The 20177-nt window shown below is 68.8% G+C and carries 1 protein-coding gene; it reads left to right on the plus strand.

Annotated features, from left to right (window positions below):
* Positions 1-134: 134 nt before the first annotated feature.
* Complete coding sequence (locus E5082_RS24775) at positions 135-20147, plus strand: non-ribosomal peptide synthase/polyketide synthase (RefSeq protein ID WP_167514129.1); 20013 nt, start codon at positions 135-137, stop codon at positions 20145-20147.
* Positions 20148-20177: the final 30 nt, after the last annotated feature.

Here is a 20177-nt window from a genome sequence, read left to right on the forward strand (position 1 = left end):
GCTGAGGCTGGGGGACCGAGCACAGACGCGGCCGGCTTCTTTCGACGATCAGATCCGTAGCCCAGGGCCGCTGACCACAGATGCCTGGGAGTTTCGTTCATTTCAGGGGAAGACTTCAGGTGTCTGGTACTCGTGTGTCCTGGCCGCTGTCCGCTGCTCAGTCGGGCATATGGTTCGCCCATCAAATCAGCGTCACGGATCTCGAGTACAACGTGGCGCAATGCGTCGAGATTCATGGCCCCGTGGACGTGGCAGTCTTCCGGCTGTCCATAAACCAACTTCTGGCGGAAATGGAGACGTTCCGAGTCTCCTACACCGAAGAAGAAGGGGAGGTCCGTCAAACCCTCCTGCCTGAGCGCGGCTCGGGCCTGGTGTTCCACGATTTTTCCGGGGAACCGTCGCCCGACAACGCCGCCGAGTCGATCATCCAAGCGGACCTGGCCCGTAGACTCGACCTTCTGAAGGGTGACTGCCAGTACGCCTTCCTCCTGCTCAAACTCGCCGAGGACCACCATTTGTGGTACCAACGCGCCCACCACGTGGCCGTGGACGGCTACGGCGGCGCCCTGTTCACCCGCCGCCTCGCTGACATCTATAACGCACTGATCGCCGGCACCACCCCGAGCGACACCCCCTTCGGTTCCCTCGCGGACCTCCTGAGCGAGGAGCGCGCCTATCGGGCTTCCGACGCCTTCGAACAGGACCGTGCGTACTGGTCGTCCCGCCTCGCGGACCATGAACCAGCGGCACCCGCGTGCACCCCGCCCAGGGCCAGGACCGTCGGACCGGAGGGATCTCCCTTGCCCGCCACCGTACGGATCACCGCCCACCTGCCGACCAGCATCGGTGAGACGCTGCGCTCCATCGCGCGCGAAGCCAGGACCCACTGGTCAGTCGTCCTCACCGCCGCCACCGCCGTCTACTTCCAGAGCCTGACCGGCTCCTCCGACGTCCTCCTCAGCCTGCCCGTCGCAGCCCGCACGAGCCCGGTGTCACGCCGCACCCCCGGCATGCTCTCCAATGTCGTACCCCTGCGCGTGCCCGTGCCCGCGCACCACACGTTCCGGCAGACCATCACCGAGACGGCACGCGAGATGAAAGCGGCACTGCGCCACCAGCGCTACCGCCACGAGGACATGGTGCGCGACACCGGAGCCGGCTTCGGCAGAGGTCACTTCTTCGGACCCATGGTCAACGTCATGCCCTTCGACGACGGCCTGTCCTTCGGTGGCCACCGAGCCACGATGAGCAACCTCGCAAACGGCCCGGTGGACGACCTCGCCTTCGCGGTGTACGACCGCGCCGGTGAGAGCGGCCTGCGCATCGACCTCGACGGCAACACAGCCAGGCACACGGCCGAAGAAGTCGCCCTGCACCTGGAGCGGTTCCAGCGCGTGCTTCTCCTGCTGCTCAGCGATCCGCAGACTCAGGCCGGGCACGTCGATGTCCTGTCGGACGACGACCGCCGCCGCATTCTGCACGAGTGGAACGACACGGCGACCGACCATGCCGCCGACACTCTGCCCGTGCTGACCGCGGCCTTCGAACGGCAGGCAGCGCGCACCCCCGACGCCACCGCCGTCGTGTACGACGACACCCGGCTCTCCTACGCGGAACTCAACAGCCGTGCGAACCGGCTCGCCCGGCTGCTCGTCGAGCACGGCGCCGGCCCCGAGCGCACGGTGGGACTCGCGCTGCACCGGTCCGTGGACCTCGTCGTCGCCATGTACGCGGTGGTGAAGGCGGGAGCGGCCTACCTCCCGCTGGACCCGGACTATCCGGCCGACCGCCTGCGCGGCATCCTCGCCGACGCCGACCCTGTCAGCGTGATGGCCTGCGACGCCACAGCGGGCCTGCTGCCGGACGGCACCCGCCACATCCTCCTCGACGATCCCGGCGTACGTGCGGCCCTGCTCACCGGCCCCGACACCGATCTGACCGACGCCGACCGCACCGCACCGCTGTCGCCCTCCCACCCCGCCTACGTCATCCACACCTCCGGCTCCACAGGGCGTCCCAAGGGCGTCGTTGTGACACACGCGGCTGTCGACAACCGGCTGGCCTGGATGCAGGCCGACCATCCGCAAGGCCCCGGAGACCGCGTCCTGCAGAAGACCCCGGCGGGCTTCGATGTCTCGGTGTGGGAGTTCTTCTGGCCACTGCGGGTCGGAGCGACCCTGGTCCTGGCGAGGGCCGGCGGACACCGGGACCCCGCGTACCTCGCGGAGCTGATCCGCACCGAGCGGATCACCACCCTGCACTTCGTGCCGTCGATGCTCGCCGTGTTCCTGGCGGAGCCCACTGCCGCCCGCTGTGCGGAAACCGTACGCACCGTGTTCTGCAGTGGTGAGGCCCTGCCGCTACCCCTCGCCGCAGCCTTTCGCACCGCCTTCGGCACCACCCGGCTCGTCAACCTGTACGGTCCCACCGAGGCCGCGGTGGACGTGACCGCCTGGGAGTGCCGGGACAGCGTTGAGACCGGGAGCGCGCCGATAGGCCGCCCCGTCGCCAATACCCGGGTCTACATCCTGGATCGCCGTCTGCGGCCCGTCCCGGTGGGCGTGGCCGGGGAACTTTACCTTGCGGGGATACAGCTGGCCCGTGGCTATCTGGACCGCCCCGCCCTGACCGCCGAGCGCTTCGTCGCGAACCCCCACGGCAACCCGGGCGAACGCATGTACCGCACCGGCGACTTGGCCCGCTGGCGCGCCGATGGCACCGTCGAGTTCCTCGGACGCGTCGACTCCCAGGTGAAGATCCGCGGCTTCCGTGTCGAACTCGGCGAAGTCGAGGCCACTCTCACGACACACGACGGTGTGGCCCGGGCCTTCGTCATGCCGCACGAGCGGCACGGCGACACTCACCTCATCGCCTATGTCGTCCCAGCCCCCGGCACCGAGATCGACGGCTCCGAACTGCGTCGAGCCCTGAGGGAGCGCCTGCCCGAGTTCATGATGCCGTCGGTGGTGTCCGTGTTGGACGCGCTCCCGCTGACGGCCAACGGCAAGGTGGACCGGCGTGCGCTGCCAGTGCCGGAGTTCGGTGCCGCAACGCTCACGCGTGCGGCGCGCACGGTACGGGAGGACGTGCTGTGCGGAGTGTTCGCTCAGGTCCTAGGTGCGGAACGGGTCGGGGTCGAGGAGAACTTCTTCGATCTGGGCGGCCACTCGTTGTCAGCGACTCGTGTCGTCAGCCGCGTACGCGCGGTGCTCGGCGTGGAACTGCCACTGCGGGCAGTGTTCGAGGCACCGTCTGTGGCGTTGCTGGCGGAGTGGATCGATCGTGCCGAGGGTGCGCGGGCCGGGGTGTCGGCTGTGGAGCGGCCGGCGGCCGTGCCGTTGTCATTCGCTCAGCGGCGCATGTGGTTCCTCAATCGGCTGGAGGGCACCGACGCCTCCACCTACAACGTCGCCTTCGCCTTGTGGCTCGACGGCACGCTGGACCAGCAGGCGCTGGCAGCGGCGTTGGCAGACGTTATCGATCGCCACGAGTCCCTGCGAACCGTGTACCCGGAGGACGCGTCCGGCCAGCCGTACCAAAAGATCCTGCCCACGCACGCGGTAGCGCCGGCACTGACGACGGCCACCGCCGCCGACGCCGGCCTGCGGCGCGTCATGACTGAGTTCACCACCCGTGGCTTTGACTTGGCCACCGAAGTTCCCTTGAGGGCACGGCTCTTCAGCCAGGACGAGACGTCGAACGTCTTGGTGCTCGTTCTCCACCACATTGCCGGTGACGGTTGGTCGATGGCACCTCTGGTCCGTGATGTGGCTACCGCCTACGAGGCGCGGATCGCTGGCAACGCGCCGGAGTGGGCGCCGCTGCCGGTGCAGTACGCGGACTACGCCTTGTGGCAGCGGGAGTTGTTGGGTGAGGAGTCCGATCAGGAAAGTGTGCTGAGTCGGCAGGTGGGGTTCTGGACGCGCGCGTTGGCGGGTGTGCCGGAGCAGTTGGAGCTGCCGACGGATCGGGCGAGGCCGGCGGTGGCCACGTTCCGTGGGGACACGGTTGCGGTGGAGATCGGTCCGGAGCTGCATGCGGGTCTCGTGGGGTTGGCGCGGGAGTCGGGTGCGAGTGTGTTCATGGTGCTTCAGGCCGCGTTCGCCGTGTTGTTGTCGCGGTTGGGGGCGGGTGAGGACATTGCGATCGGTTCGCCGATCGCCGGCCGTATGGATGAGGCGCTGGATGATCTGGTCGGGTTCTTCGTGAACACGCTGGTTTTGCGGACGGACGTGTCGGGTGATCCGACGTTCCGTGAGCTGATCGGGCGGGTCAGGGAGACGGACCTGGCGGCCTACGCGCATCAGGATGTGCCGTTCGAGCACTTGGTGGAGGTGCTGAACCCGGCGCGCTCGATGTCACGGCATCCGCTCTTCCAGGTCATGCTCGTCCTCCAGAACAACGAGCAGGCAGACCTTCGCCTTCCGGGGTTGGAGTTGGGGGTCGAGCAGCTGGGGACGCAGACGTCCAAGTTCGATCTGTTGCTCTCCGTAGGTGAGCGGTTCGGCGTAGATGGTCGGATGCTCGGGTTGGAGGGGCACCTGGAGTTTGCGGTCGACCTGTTCGACAGGGCTTCGGCCGAGCGGCTGGCCGAGCGGTTCGTCCGCGTGTTGGGTGGCGTGGTGTCGTCGCCGGATGCGCGGGTCAGTTCTGCTCGGCTGTTGTCGGTGGGTGAGCGTGCGGAGTTGGTCCGGGGGTTCAATGACACGGCGGTGGAGGTGCCGTGGGTGTCGTTGCCGGAGTTGTTCGCGCGTGGGGTGGGGCGGTGTCCGGATGCGTTGGCTGTGGTGTTCGGTGATGTGCGGCTGACGTATGCGGAGTTGGATGCTGTTTCGGATCGTCTGGCGCATGTGTTGCGTGGCAAGGGTGCGGGGCCGGAGTCGACGGTGGCGTTGATGCTGCCGCGCTCGGAGTGGTTGCCCATTGCGTTGCTGGCTGTGGTGAAGACCGGTGCGGCGTATCTTCCGGTGGACCCGGAGTATCCCGCGGACCGGATCGCGTACATGTTCGCGGATGCGGAGCCGGTGTGCGTTATGGCTGTCAGCGCGACCGTCGGGCAGGTGCCGGAGGGGGCATCGGCTGAGCGGATTGTTGTTGACGCGGCCGGTTTCGGGGAGGTTCTTGCCGGGGTGCCGGCTGGTCCGGTCGGGGTGGGTGGTCTGCGGCCTGAGCATCCGGTGTATGTGATTTATACGTCGGGTTCGACGGGGCGTCCGAAGGGTGTGGTGTTTCCTGCGGGTGCGTTGGTGAATTTGCTGGTGTGGCATGCGGGGGTGATGCCTGCTGGTGGTGGGGTGCGGACGGGTCAGTTCGCGGCGTTGAGTTTTGATGCGGCGGCGCAGGAGTTGTTCTCGGCGTTGTGGCAGGGCAAGACGTTGGTGGTGCCGGGGGATGAGGTGCGGCGTCATCCGGTGGAGTTGGTGCGCTGGTTCGAGGCGCACGGTGTGGGTGAGTTGTTCGCGCCGATGCCGATGGTGGAGGCGGTTGCGGAGGCGGCCGCGGAGCTGGGTGTGGTTGTGCCGGCGTTGTGTGATGTGGCGCAGGCGGGTGAGGCGCTGGCGGTGCATGAGCGGGTGCGGGAGTTCTTCGCTTCGGTGCCGGGGCGGCGTCTGCACAACTATTACGGGCCGACCGAGACGCATGTGATCACAGCGCTGACGCTGGAAGGCGATCCCGGGTCGTGGCCGGTGTTTCCCTCGATCGGCCGGCCGGTGGCCAACAGCCAGGTCTACGTCCTGGACGACCGGCTTCAGCCGGTACCGGTGGGGGTGACCGGTGAGCTGTATCTGGCGGGTGTGCAGCTCGCGCGGGGCTATCTGAACCGTCCCGGGCTTACAGCGGAGCGCTTCGTGGCCAGCCCGTTCGGGGCTGCGGGTGAGCGGATGTACCGCACGGGTGATGTCGCCCGCTGGAATGCCGACGGCACGGTGGAGTTTTTGGGGCGGGCGGACTTCCAGGTGAAGATCCGCGGCTTCCGAGTCGAACTCGGTGAGGTCGAGACCGCTCTCGCCGCGCACCCGCAGGTGGCTCAGGTCGCGGTGATCGCACGGGAGGACCAGCCAGGGGACAAACGGCTGGTCGGATACGTCGTACCGGCGAGTCGTGCAGAGGAACCGGATCCGATCGCGCTGCGGCGCTACGTCGGCGAAGTTCTGCCGGAGTTCATGGTCCCGGCTGCGGTGGTCGTGCTGGACTCACTGCCGGTGACGGCGAACGGCAAGCTTGACCGGCGCGCGCTTCCCGCCCCCGAATACACAGCGGCAGCCACCTCCCGCGCTCCGCGCACGCCACGTGAGGAATTGCTGTGCGCGGTCTTCGCCGAGGTGCTGGGTCTGGACAGGGTCGGGATCGACGACAGCTTCTTCGACCTCGGCGGACACTCTCTCCTCGCCACCCGTGTCATCAGCCGCATCCGCACCACCCTCGGCGTTGAGCTGCCCCTGCGTGCAGTCTTCGAGACGCCGACCGTCGCCCAACTCGCCGAGTCGATCGAGGGTGCGGGGTCGGCTCGTACGGCTCTGCGGGCTGTTCAGGAGCGGCCTGCGCAGATCCCGCTGTCGTTCGCGCAGCGGCGGCTGTGGTTCCTCAACCGTTTCGAAGGCGCCGAGGCAGCGACGTACAACCTGCCCATCGCCCTGCGCCTCACCGGCGCACTCGACCACACCGCCCTGGAAGCAGCCCTCCGGGACGTCATCGAACGCCACGAATCCCTACGCACCATCTACCCCGAGAGCGCCGACGGCACGCCATACCAGAAGGTCGTCGGGGTGGACGAGGCGTGGGCCGGGCTGGACATCGTGAATGCTGCCGACGGTGAGGTACGGGCTCTTGCCGCTGACCTGGCCCGGCGGGGCTTCGACCTGATCGTCGAGTCTCCGCTCCGCGCACGACTGCTCAGGGTTGATGCCACCTCGCACGTCCTGGTGGTCGTGCTGCACCACATCGCAGGCGACGGCTGGTCGATGGCGCCGCTCGCGCGGGACATTGCCACCGCGTACGCGGCGCGCACCGAGGGTCGTCTCCCGGACTGGGCGCCGCTGGCTGTCCAGTACGCCGACTACACCCTCTGGCAGCAGACGGCCCTCGGCGACGATTCGGACGCTGGAAGTGTGCTGAACCGACAGGTGGTGTACTGGACGCAGACCCTTGCCGGTCTGCCGGAGCAGCTCGAACTCCCTTGGGACCGACCGCGTCCCGCCGTCGCCTCGTACCAGGGCGGCACCGTTCCCTTCGATATGGATGCCGATACCCACGCCGGACTTCTGAACCTGGCACGCGAGTCGGGTGCGAGCCTGTTCATGGTGCTCCAGGCCGCGCTGGCCACGCTGTTGTCACGCATGGGCTCCGGAACGGACATCGCGATGGGATCGCCTATCGCCGGCCGTACAGATGAGGCGTTGGACGATCTGGTCGGGTTCTTCGTGAACACGCTCGTCCTGCGCACCGACCTGTCCGGCGATCCCACGTTCCGCGAGCTGATCGCGCGTGTACGCGAGACGGACCTTGCGGCCTACGCCCACCAGGACGTGCCGTTCGAGCACCTGGTCGAGGTGTTGAATCCCGCGCGCTCGCTCTCTCGCCACCCGCTCATCCAGGTGTCCCTGATCCTGCAGAACAACCCTCAGGCCGAACTGACTTTGCCAGGGCTGACACTGGCCGATGAATCGACGCATACCGAAACGGCGAAGTTCGACCTCTCTCTCGGCATGCGGGAACGCGTCTCGGCGGACGGTTCTCCTGCGGGATTGTCGGGCGTATTCGAGTTCGCGGCTGATCTTTTCGATCACTCAACGGTCGAGTCGTTTGTCGTTTACCTGCGCCGACTGCTGGCAAGTGTGGTGGCCGATCCCGATCAGGTGATCGGTGGGGTGGAGATTCTGTCGGTGGGGGAGCGGCGGGATTTGTTGTCGGGGTGGCAGGGGGTGGAGTCGGATGTGGTGGTGGCTCCGTTGCCTGTGTTGTTTGAGCGTCAGGTGGTGTGTGATCCGGATGCTGCGGCAGTTGTGTGTGGGGGTGAGTCGGTTTCGTATGGGGAGTTGAATGCGCGGGCGAATCGTCTGGCGCGTTTGTTGGTGGGGCGTGGTGTGGGTGGGGAATCGGTTGTGGCGTTGGTGTTGCCGCGGTCGGTAGATCTGCTGGTGGCAATGCTGGCGGTGTTGAAGGCCGGTGGCGCGTATATGCCGGTTGATCCGGAGTATCCGGCGGAGCGGATCGCGTACATGTTCCGGGATGCTGCTCCTGTTCTGGCGCTGGTGGACGACAGCACCATGTCCGTGATTCCTTCAGATTCCCCCCGGGTCAAAATAGGTGAGGCTGTCGGACTTTCTTCCGGGAACCTTTCGGTTGGTGAGCGGCTGTCGGTGGATGGTGCGGCGTATGTGATTTATACGTCGGGTTCTTCGGGGCGTCCTAAGGGTGTGGTGGTGTCGCATCGGGGTGTACCGAATTTGGCTGCGGATCATATTGCGCGGTTGGGGGTGTCGGCGGGGAGTCGGTTGTTGCAGTTTGCGTCGCCGAGTTTTGATGCGGCGGTGGCGGATATTTGGCCCGCGTGGTTGGCGGGCGCGGCGTTGGTGGTGGGTTCGGGTGAGGAGTTGGTGCCGGGTCCGCGGTTGGTGGAGCTGGTGGTGGGGTCGGGGGTTACGCATGTGACGTTGCCGCCGGCGGTGTTGCCGGTGCTGGAAGCGGAGGGCGGTCTCCCGGCGTCGGTCACGGTGGTTGTCGCGGGTGAGGCGTGTGCGCCGGATGTGGCGGCGCGATGGGCTGTGGGCCGGCGGTTGGTGAATGTGTACGGGCCGACCGAGGCGACAGTGGCCTCGACGGCGAGTGCTCCGCTGGTGGGCGGTGTGGTGGGGGTACCGCCGATCGGGCGGCCCTTGTGGAACACCCAGGCTTATGTGCTGGACGCGAATCTGCGGCTGGTTCCGCCAGGAGTGACGGGTGAGCTGTATCTCGCGGGCGTGCAGCTGGCGCGAGGCTACCTCAACCGTCCCGGCCTGACCGGGGAGCGGTTCGTCGCCAGCCCCTATGGAGCACCGGGTGAGCGGATGTACCGGACGGGCGATCTGGCCCGCTGGCGTCCGGACGGAAACCTGGAGTACGTGGGCCGAGCGGATGACCAGGTGAAGCTGCGGGGCTTCCGTATCGAGCTGGGTGAGGTCGAGGCCGCGGTCGCCGCTCATCCGCAGGTCGCTCAGGCGGCAGTGCTGGTGCGCGAGGATCGTCCGGGGGACCGGCGCCTGGTCGCCTACGTCGTCCCGGCCTCCGGCGAGACCGTGGTCCCGGCAGACATACGCCGGTTCGTGTCCGCGCAACTGCCGGAGTTCATGGTCCCGGCCACCGTGATGACGTTGGATGCTTTCCCCCTCACCGTCAACCGCAAGCTCGACCGCCACGCCCTCCCCACACCTGATTACCTGGGTTCCGCTGCCGAAGCACGGGCGCCGCGCGATTCCCGCGAGGAGACGCTGTGCGCGATCTTCGGTGAGATCCTGGGGCTGGAGACGGTCGGGATCGACGACAGCTTCTTCGACCTGGGCGGGCACTCGCTGCTGGCCACCCGCGTGGTCAGCCGTATCCGGACCGCCCTCGGGATCGAGGTGCCACTTCGCACGCTGTTCGAGGCACCCACCGTCGCCCAACTCGCCGAGCACATCAACACGGCGGCAACGGCTCGCGCCTCTCTTGTCGCCGGTGAGCGACCGACGCGGGTCCCGCTGTCGTTCGCGCAGCGGCGCCTGTGGTTCCTCAACCGCCTCGAAGGCGCGACGGCATCGACGTACAACATGCCGATCGTGCTTCGTCTGACCGGTGCCCTCGACCGTGCCGGGCTCCAGGCCGCCTTTCAGGACGTGGTCCTGCGGCACGAGAGTCTCCGCACGCTCTTCCCGGAGGACTCCGTCGGCGAGCCCTTCCAGTGCATCCTCGCCTCCGATGAACCGCAGGTGACAGGACTTGAGGTGGAGGACATCGCAGCAGCGGAGTTGGCGGAGCGCCTCGCGACACTCGTCCGCGACGGATTCGACCTGCCGACCGAAATCCCGTTGCGCGCGCGGCTTTTGGCCATGGACACGACCTCGCACGTCCTCGTCGTTGTGCTGCACCACATTGTCGGCGACGGCTGGTCGATGGCGCCGCTCGCGCGGGACATCGCGACAGCGTACGAGGCACGAGCCGAAGGCCGTGTCCCCGACTGGGCGCCGCTGCCGGTCCAGTACGCCGACTTCAGCCTCTGGCAGCGCGACCTGCTGGGCAGCGAGGACGATGCGGACAGTCTGGCCTCGCGCCAACTCGCTTACTGGCGCGCGGCCCTGGACGGCGTACCGGACGAGCTGGAGCTCCCGACGGACCGGCCGCGCCCTGCCGTTGCCTCCCATCGAGGCGACGCCGTCCCGTTCACGGTGGACGCGCCGACGCACGACCGCCTGACCGCGTTGGCGCGGGAGTCGGGTGCGAGTGTGTTCATGGTGCTCCAGGCCGCTTTCGCCGCCCTCTTGTCGCGGTTGGGGGCGGGTGAGGACATTCCGATCGGTTCGCCGATCGCCGGCCGTACGGATGAGGCGCTGGATGATCTGGTCGGTTTCTTCGTCAACACGCTGGTCCTACGGACGGACCTGTCAGGTGATCCGACGTTCCGTGAGTTGATCGGGCGGGTGCGGGAGACGGATCTGGCGGCGTACGCGCATCAGGACGTGCCGTTCGAGCACCTGGTGGAGATGCTGAACCCGGCACGCTCGATGTCACGGCATCCGCTCTTCCAGGTCATGCTGGCCCTCCAGAACAATGACGCGGCCCAGCTGAGCCTGCCCGGCCTCACCGTGTCGGCGGGAGCCGACGAGGCGGCCGGTGTTCCCGCCGCTCGTTTCGACCTCACCGTCAATGTCTCCGAGCGTCACACGGTGGACGGCGAGGCGGCCGGGTTGTCGGGACTCTTCGAGTACGCGACGGATCTGTTCGACCGCGCCACCGTGGAGCGTATGGCCGAGCGGTACGGCATTCTCCTCGCGCACGCCCTGAGTGACCCGGACGCACGACTGGCGGAACTGGACCTTCTCTCAGAGCCGGAGCGTCACCAGCTCCTCGTCACCTGGCAGGGCCCCGACCGGCCGACAGACGAAACTCCGGCGATCGACGCGGCACCGGCCACCCTTCCGGCGATGTTCGCGGCCATCGCGGCCCGTACGCCAGACGCGGTGGCCGTCGAGTGCGGTGACGTCCGGTGGACGTTCGCCGAACTCGATTCCCGCTCACGGGCATTGGCCGAGTATCTGGTCACACTCGGTGTCACCGCGGAGACTCCGGTCGCCGTGCTCATGGAGCGCTCGGCGGACCTGATCGCGGCGCTGCTCGCGGTGCTCCGTGCCGGCGGCACGTACGTACCCCTGCATACGGGGTACCCGGTCGCCCGCATGCGGGCGGTGCTGGAAGAAGCCGGTTCGCCCGTCCTGCTGACGGATGCCGCGTTCGCGGGACACGCCGTGACCGCCGAGCAGCAGGACAAGGGCGTCGCGGTGCTCGTCGTAGGCGACACCGCCACGGCTGCCACTTCCGCCGTCCCCGAGGTGGCCGTGCTCCCGGACGCGCTGGCGTACGTGATGTACACATCCGGTTCCACGGGCGTGCCCAAGGGCGTGGCGGTCTCCCACCGCAACATCGTGGATCTCGTCGTGGACTCGGGCTGGGGCGTGGGCCGCGGGGACAGCGTGCTGATGCACGCCCCGCACGCCTTCGACATCTCCGTGTATGAGATCTGGGTGCCCCTGCTGAACGGCGCCCGCGTCGTGGTGGCACCCGAAGGCACCCTGGAGTCCGCCGACCTGAACCGCCTGGTGCGGTCGCACGGCGTCTCGCATCTCCACATCACGGCTGGTCTCTTCCGCGTCATGGCCGAGGATCTGACCACGGCCTTCGCCCGTACGCGCGAGATACTCACCGGCGGCGACGTGATCTCGGCGGACGCGATGCGGCATGTGCTGGACCAGTGCCCGGACACAACGGTGCGCACGCTGTATGGCCCGACCGAGGCGACCCTCTGCGTGACGAGCACGGTATGGCGGTCCGCGGCGGAGGTGACCAGTCCGGTGCCACTGGGACGGCCGTTGGAGCGGACACGCGCATACGTCCTCGACCACTCGCTGCGACCGGTGCCCGCCGGGGTCACAGGTGAGCTGTACCTGGCGGGGGCGGGACTGGCCCGCGGCTATCTGCGTCGCCCCGGTCTGACGGGCGAGCGCTTTGTGGCCGATCCGTACGGGGCACCCGGTGAGAGGATGTACAGGACCGGTGACCTGGCCCGCCGCCGCTCGACCGACGGCGTGCTGGAGTTCCTGGGCCGCACCGACGAGCAGATCAAGATACGTGGCTTCCGCGTCGAGTTGGGTGAGGTGGAGTCGGCTCTGTCGGCCCATCCGCAGGTGAGCCGCGTAGCGGTGATCGCGCGTGAGGACCGGCCGGGTGACAAGCGCCTGGTCGCCTACGTCGTTCCCCCCAACGGAGCCGGAGAGCTCGATCCGGTCGCGCTGCGGCGGTACGCCGGCGAATGCCTACCGGAGTTCATGGTGCCAGCCGCCGTGGTCGTCCTGGACGGCCTCCCGCTGACTCCCAACGGCAAGCTCGACCGCAGGGCGCTGCCCGCGCCGGTCTTCGAGACGACGGCGGCCTTCCGCGCACCGCGCAACGCTGGTGAGGAAGTGCTGTGCGCCGTCTTCGGTGAAGTCCTGGGGCTGGACAAGGTCGGGATCGACGACAGCTTCTTCGATCTGGGCGGGCACTCCCTGCTGGCCACCCGTGTGGTGAGCCGTGTCCGTACCGTGCTGGGCGTGGAACTGCCTCTCCGCGCGTTGTTCGAGGCACCTGCCGTAGCCGAGCTGGCAGTCCATGTGCAACAGGCGAACGATGCGCGTTCGTCGCTTGTCGCGGGTGTGCGGCCGGCGGCGGTGCCGTTGTCGTTCGCGCAGCGTCGGATGTGGTTCCTGAACCGGTTCGAGGGTGCGTCGGCGGCGCTGTACAACATGCCGGTGGTGTTGCGGTTGGACGGTGTGCTGGACCGTGGGGCGCTGGTTGCCGCGTTGGAGGATGTCGTCGGGCGGCACGAGTCGTTGCGGACGGTGTTCCCGGAAGGTGCGGACGGAGTTCCGTTCCAGGAGATCCGTCCGGCGAAGACCGGCTTGGTCGAGGTCGAGACGACCTCGGCGACGGAGGAGTCGCTGGCCGGTTTGCTCACCGAGTTCACCGACCGCGGCTTCGACCTGACCCGCGAACTGCCTATGCGTGCGGCTCTCTTCCAGCTCGACAAGGAAAGCCACGTGCTTGTGGTGGTGCTGCACCACATCGCGGGTGACGGTTGGTCGATGGCGCCGCTGGCGCGGGACATCACGACCGCGTATGAGGCGCGGGTCGCTGGTCGTGCTCCGGAGTGGGCGCCGTTGCCTGTGCAGTACGCCGACTACGCGTTGTGGCAGCGGGAGTTGCTGGGTGAGGAGTCCGATCCGGAGAGTGTGCTGAGCCGACAGGTCGCCTACTGGCGGGATGCGCTGGCCGGTCTGCCGGAGCAGTTGGAGCTGCCGACGGATCGGCCGAGGCCGGCGGCGGCCACGTTCCGTGGGGACACGGTTCCGGTGGAGATCGCCCCGGAACTGCACTCCCGTATCGCCGCTCTGGCAGGCGAGTCGGGTGCGAGTGTGTTCATGGTGCTTCAGGCCGCGTTCGCCGTGTTGTTGTCGCGGTTGGGGGCGGGTGAGGACATTCCGATCGGTTCGCCGATCGCCGGCCGTACGGATGAGGCGCTGGATGATCTGGTCGGGTTCTTCGTCAACACGCTGGTCCTGCGGACGGACGTCTCCGGCGATCCGACGTTCCGTGAGCTGATCGGGCGGGTCAGGGAGACAGACCTTGCGGCCTACGCGCATCAGGACGTGCCGTTCGAGCACCTGGTGGAGATGCTGAACCCGGCGCGCTCGATGTCCCGGCACCCGCTCTTCCAGGTCATGCTCGCCCTCCAGAACAACGACCAGGCAGACCTTCGCCTGTCCTCATTGGAGATGACTGCGCAGGCAAACGAGAGCACCACCGCCAAGTTCGATCTGTTCCTTACCCTGAGCGAGCACCGGCCGGACGGCGGCGTCGAGACGGCGCTGTCGGGTGTCCTGGAGTTCGCGGCCGACCTGTTCGACCGGGTGTCGGCCGTGCGTCTGGTGGAGCGGTTCGTTCGTCTGTTGGTCGATGTGGTGTCGTCGCCGGATGCGCGGGTCAGTTCTGCTCGGCTGTTGTCGGAGGCTGAGCGGGTTGAGGTGGTGTCGGACTTTAATGCCACGGCGGTGGAGGTGCCGTGGGTGTCGTTGCCGGAGTTGTTCGCGCGTGGGGTGGGGCGGTGTCCGGATGCGTTGGCTGTGGTGTTCGGGGATGTTCGGCTGACGTATGCGGAGTTGGATGCTGTTTCGGATCGTCTGGCGCATGTGCTGCGGGGCAAGGGTGCGGGGCCGGAGTCGACGGTGGCGTTGATGTTGCCGCGCTCGGAGTGGTTGCCGGTGGCGTTGTTGGCCGTGGTGAAGACCGGTGCGGCGTATCTTCCGGTGGACCCGGAGTATCCCGCGGACCGGATCGCGTACATGTTCGCGGACGCCAATCCGGTCTGCGTGATCACGGCCGTGGACACGGTGGGCGCTGTTCCCGCCGAGGTGTCCGCCGAAAAGATCGTCGTCGATGAGCCCGGCTTCGGTCGGACCGTGGCCGAGGCCCCGGTTGGCCCGGTCGAGGTACGCGGTCTGCAGCCTGAGCATCCCGTCTACCTGATCTACACCTCCGGCTCCACCGGGCGCCCGAAGGGCGTTGTCTTCCCGGCAGGCGCCATGACCAGCCTGCTGGCCTGGCATGAGCGGAGTCGCCCGGGCGGTGTCGGAGTGGTCACGGCCAACTTCACGTCGATCAGCTTCGACGTGGCGGCGCAGGAGCTGTTCACCACCCTGTGGTCCGGACGCACCCTGGCCGTTCCTCGCGACGAAGTACGCCGCCACCCCGCCGACTTCGCGCTCTGGCTGGATCAACACCGGGTGAACGAACTCTTCGCCCCCAACCTGATGATCGAGGCTGTCGCCGAAGCCACCGCCGAACTCAAGCTCCAGCTTCCCGAGTTGCGTGACGTGGTGCAGGCGGGCGAATCCCTGGCCGTGCACGCGCGAGTGCGGGAGTTCTTCGCGGGGGTGCCCGGCGGGCGTCGACTGCACAATCACTACGGCCCCACCGAGACACACGTCGTCACGGCATTCGCCCTGCGGGACATACCCGAGGACTGGCCGGTGTCCCCGTCGATCGGTGCGCCGGTGGACAACACCCAGGTGTACGTCCTGGACGGTGCTCTCCAGCCCGTACCTGTCGGAGTGACCGGTGAGTTGTACCTCGCGGGCGCCCAGTTGGCGCGTGGCTATCTCCATCGTCCAGGTCTGACGGCGGAGCGGTTCGTCGCCAGCCCTTACGGCATCACCGGTGAGCGGATGTACCGGACCGGTGACGTGGGCCGCTGGAACGCCGACGGGACGCTGGAGCTCCTGGGGCGGGCGGACTTCCAGGTGAAGATCCGTGGCTTCCGAGTGGAGCTCGGTGAGGTGGAGGCGACCCTCGTCAACCATCCCCAGGTGGCTCAGGCGGCGGTGATCGCGTCTGAGGATCGCTCGGGTGACAAGCGGCTGGTCGCCTATGTCGTGCGTCGGAGCGGAGCCGGAGAGCCCGATCCGGTCGCCCTGCGGCGGTACGTCGGCGCGTCCCTGCCGGAGTTCATGGTGCCCGCTGCTGTGATGGTCCTCGACCATCTGCCGCTGACGGTCAACCGGAAGCTCGACCGCAGGGCGCTGCCCGCCCCGGAGTATGCCTCGGAAACCGCCTCGCGGGCGCCGCGCACTCCCTACGAGGAAGTGCTGTGCGCGGTGTTCCGCGAGGTGCTGGGCCTGGAGCGGGTGGGGGTCGACGACGGGTTCTTCGACCTGGGCGGGCACTCCCTGCTGGCCACCCGCGTGGTGAGCCGTGTCCGCACCCTGCTCGGGGTCGAGCTGCCCCTGCGGGCGCTGTTCGAGGCGCCCACCGTCGCCCAGCTCGCCAGGTGCCTCGGCACGGCGGGCGCGGCTCGTGCGGCACTCGCCCCGATGGAGCGGCCCGAGCGGCCGGGGCTGGCCTTCGCGCAGCTCCGGATGTGGTTCCTCAACCGGTTCGAGGGCACGGGCGCGTCCACGTACAACCTGCCCGTCGCACTGCGGCTGAGCGGCGCCCTCGACCGTTCCGCGCTGGAAGCGGCACTTCGGGACGTCGTCCACCGGCACGAGTCGCTGCGCACGGTCTTCCCCGAAGGCGCTGACGGTGCTCCGTACCAGAAGATCCTGGAGGTGGAGGACGCGTGGATCGAACTCCTCTGGACCGAGGTGGACTCGGCGCGTGAGCTGGCGGAGAGGCTCACCGAGGAGGCGTCGCGCGGTTTCGACCTGACGTGTGAGATCCCGCTGCGCGCCTCCCTCCTCGCCGACGAGGACGGGACGTGTGTCCTGTTGGTGGTGCTGCACCACATCGCGGGTGACGGGTGGTCGATGGCGCCGCTGGCGCGGGACATCACGACCGCGTACGAGGCGCGGGCCGCTGGTGCCGCGCCGGAGTGGGCGCCGTTGGCGGTTCAGTACGCGGACTACGCGCTGTGGCAGCGGGAGTTGCTCGGTGAGGAGTCCGATCCGGCGAGTGTGCTGAGCCGACAGGTCGCCTACTGGCGGGATGCGCTGGCGGGTCTGCCGGAGCAGTTGGAGCTGCCGACGGATCGGCCGAGGCCTGCGGTGGCCACATTCCGTGGGGACACCGTCCCGGTGGAGATCGTCCCGGACGTGCACGCACAACTCGTGGCGCTGGCGCGGGAGTCGGGTGCGAGCGTGTTCATGGTGCTCCAGGCCGCGTTCGCCATCCTGTTGTCGCGCTCGGGGGCGGGTGAGGACATTCCAATCGGTTCGCCGATCGCCGGCCGTACGGATGAGGCGCTGGACGACCTGGTCGGTTTCTTCGTCAACACGCTGGTCCTGCGGACGGACCTGTCAGGTGATCCGACGTTCCGTGAGCTGATCGGGCGGGTCCGGGAGACGGATCTCGCGGCGTACGCGCATCAGGACGTGCCGTTCGAGCACCTGGTGGAGGTCTTGAACCCGGCGCGCTCGATGTCCAGGCATCCGCTCTTCCAGGTCATGCTCGCCCTCCAGAACAACGACGAAGCCCACCTGCGGCTCCCGGGGGTGACGTCGGCTGGTGAGTCCGCACGGTCCGCCGTGGCCAAGTTCGAGCTGTCGCTGGCGCTGCGTGAGCGGCATGCGTCAGACGGTGCGCCGGGCGGTATCACGGGCGGGCTGGAGTTCGCCACCGACCTGTTCGACGCCGCCACGGTGCGCCGGCTCGGCGATCGGTGGACCCGCCTGCTCGCGGCCCTCGTGGCCGATCCCGACCAGCCGATCGGGGACGCGGACCTCCTCACCGCGGATGAGTGGAGAGAACTCGTCGGGGAACCGGTCCCGGCGGTGGAGGGCCCGGTCGCGACGCCGGCCGAGCTGTTCGAAGCGCAGGTCGCCCGGACGCCGGACGCCGTGGCGGCCGTCGGCGACGATGTGCGGCTGACGTACGCCGAACTGGATGCCCGGGCCGAGCGTCTGGCGCGGCTGCTGGTGCGGCGAGGTGTGGGTCCTGAGTCGGTGGTCGCGCTGCTGCTGCCCCGGTCCGTGGAGCTGCTGGTGGCGATGGTCGCCGTCGCCAAGTCCGGCGGCGCTTACCTTCCGGTCGACCCGGACTATCCGGCTGACCGGGTCTCCCTGCTGCTGTCCGACGCGAAGCCGGCGCTGGTGCTGACCGATGGTGCGGCGGCCTCGGCGGCAGGGCTGGACTCGGAAGTGACGGTGGTGCGGCTTGCCGACACCGAGCGGGAGCCTGCCACCGAGGATGAGGGCGAACGGCGGGCGGTGCCGAGCGGCGACCACCCGGCGTATGTGATCTACACATCGGGTTCCACCGGCCGGCCCAAGGGAGTCATGACCACCCAGCGGGGCGTCGGCGGGCACCTGGCCTGGATGGCCCGGCAGTATCCGCTCGACGGCGGGGACAAGGTGCTCGCGCGTACGTCGCCGAGCTTCGACGCGTCCGTGTGGGAGCTGTGGCTGCCGCTGGTGTGCGGGGCCACGGTGCAGGTGGTCCCGGCCGTGGTGGCGGCGGAACCGGAGCGGCTGGCGGCCTATATGAGCGAGAACGGGACGACCGTCGCCCAGCTGGTGCCCTCCCTGGTCCCCGGGGTGTGCGACGCGGCGGAGGCGGTCGGCGGGCCCTGGGCGCTGCGCCGGTTGTTCCTGGGCGGTGAGGCGGCTCGGGTCGGGCTCGTCGAGCGTGTGGCCCGGGTCTGGGGCGTTCCCTGCGTCAACCTGTACGGCCCGAGCGAGACGACCGTCCAGGTCACTCACCACGAGACGGGCGCCGTCACCGGCGGGTCCGGCGACACGGTCGTACCGCTCGGAGTGCCGGTCCCGGGGATGCGGGCGTATGTGCTCGACGGTCGTCTGCGGCCGGTGCCGGAGGGGGTGGCCGGCGAACTGTATGTGGCGGGCCCCCAGGTGGCCCGCGGTTACCCGGGGCGCCCCGGTCTGACGGCGGAGCGGTTCGTCGCCGATCCGTACGGCCCGGCCGGCGGCCGGATGTACCGCACGGGCGATGTCGTACGGCGTCGTGACGGTGAGCTGGAGTTCGTAAGGCGGGCCGACGACCAGGTCAAACTGCGCGGTCTGCGCATCGAGCTGGGTGAGGTGGAGACGGCACTGGCCGCACGGCCGGAGGTCGAGGGCGCGGCGGTCGCGGTGCGGGACAACGGGCGGGGTGAAGCGGTGCTCGTCGCCTACGTGGTGGCGGCCCGGGGCGCGGCGGTCGACCCGGGGGAGCTGCGGCGCTCGCTCCTGACGGCACTGCCCGACTTCATGGTGCCGACGGTGTTCGTGGCGCTGGACGCGCTGCCGCTGGGGCCGCACGGGAAGCTGGACCGTGGTGCGCTGCCCGCACCGGACCCTGGCGCCGGGGCGACATCTGGCCGGGCCGCGCGCAATCCGCAGGAAGCGGCACTGTGCGGGCTGTTCGCGGAGGTGCTGGGGGTCGCGTCGGTGGGAATCGACGACAGTTTCTTCGCGCTGGGCGGCCACTCGCTGTCCGCGGTGCGTCTGGCCGGCCGGGTCCGGTCGGTCTTCGGTGTGGAGCTCCCGGTACGCGCACTGTTCGAGGCGCCGTCGGTGGCGGAACTGGTCCACCGTTTCGGCACGGCGGGGGGTGGTCATGACGGCCTCCAGGTGCTGCTGCCGCTGCGCGCGGCTGCCAGAGGTGCGGGGCCCGGCCCCGCGCCCCTGTTCTGCGTGCATCCGGCCGGTGGGCTGAGCTGGCCGTACGCGGGAATGCTCCCGCATCTGGAGCCCGACCAGCCCGTCTACGGACTTCAGGCGCGGGGCATCACCGGGGCCGCCGAACTCCCGGGCAGCATCGAGGAGATGGCCGCCGACTATGTGGCGCACATCCGCACCGTGCAGCCCACCGGCCCGTATCGCATCCTGGGCTGGTCGCTGGGAGCGGTGATCGCTCACGCCATGGCGACCGCACTGCAGGCGCAGGGCGAGACGGTGTCGCTGCTCGCCCTGCTGGATGGTTACCCGGCGGCGGCGCCCGTCGGGGCGCTCACCGTCGCCGGCCAGGAGGCAGCGGGACGGCGGGTCCTTCGCGGCCTGCTGGAGGGCATGGGCCTGGTGGACGCGTCGGCGGAGCCGGGCTACGAGCCGTCGCTGTCCGAGGTAGTCGCGCTGTTGCGCGGTCAGGGCGGGGTGCTGGCCGGATTCGACGAGACGACCCTGACGGGACTGCTGGCGGCCTGTGTGAACGGGACACAGCTCGCGGGCCGGTTCACCCCCTCGGTCTTCCAGGGCGACGTCGTGTTCTTCACCGCGGCCGCCGACCGGGCGGCCGACAGCGCCGGGGTCGACTTCTCCGCGTGGGAGCCCTATGTGAGCGGCTCCCTGGTGAACTACGACGTCGACTGCGCGCACACCGACATGACGGCCGCCGGGCCGATCGGGGAGATCTCCAGGGTGATCGCCCAGGAACTCCGCAAGCGCGGCTGACACCCCCCCGGGGCGCGACGAGCGCCCGGT

This window comes from Streptomyces griseoluteus, from assembly GCF_004784465.1.
Classification (GTDB): domain Bacteria; phylum Actinomycetota; class Actinomycetes; order Streptomycetales; family Streptomycetaceae; genus Streptomyces; species Streptomyces griseoluteus.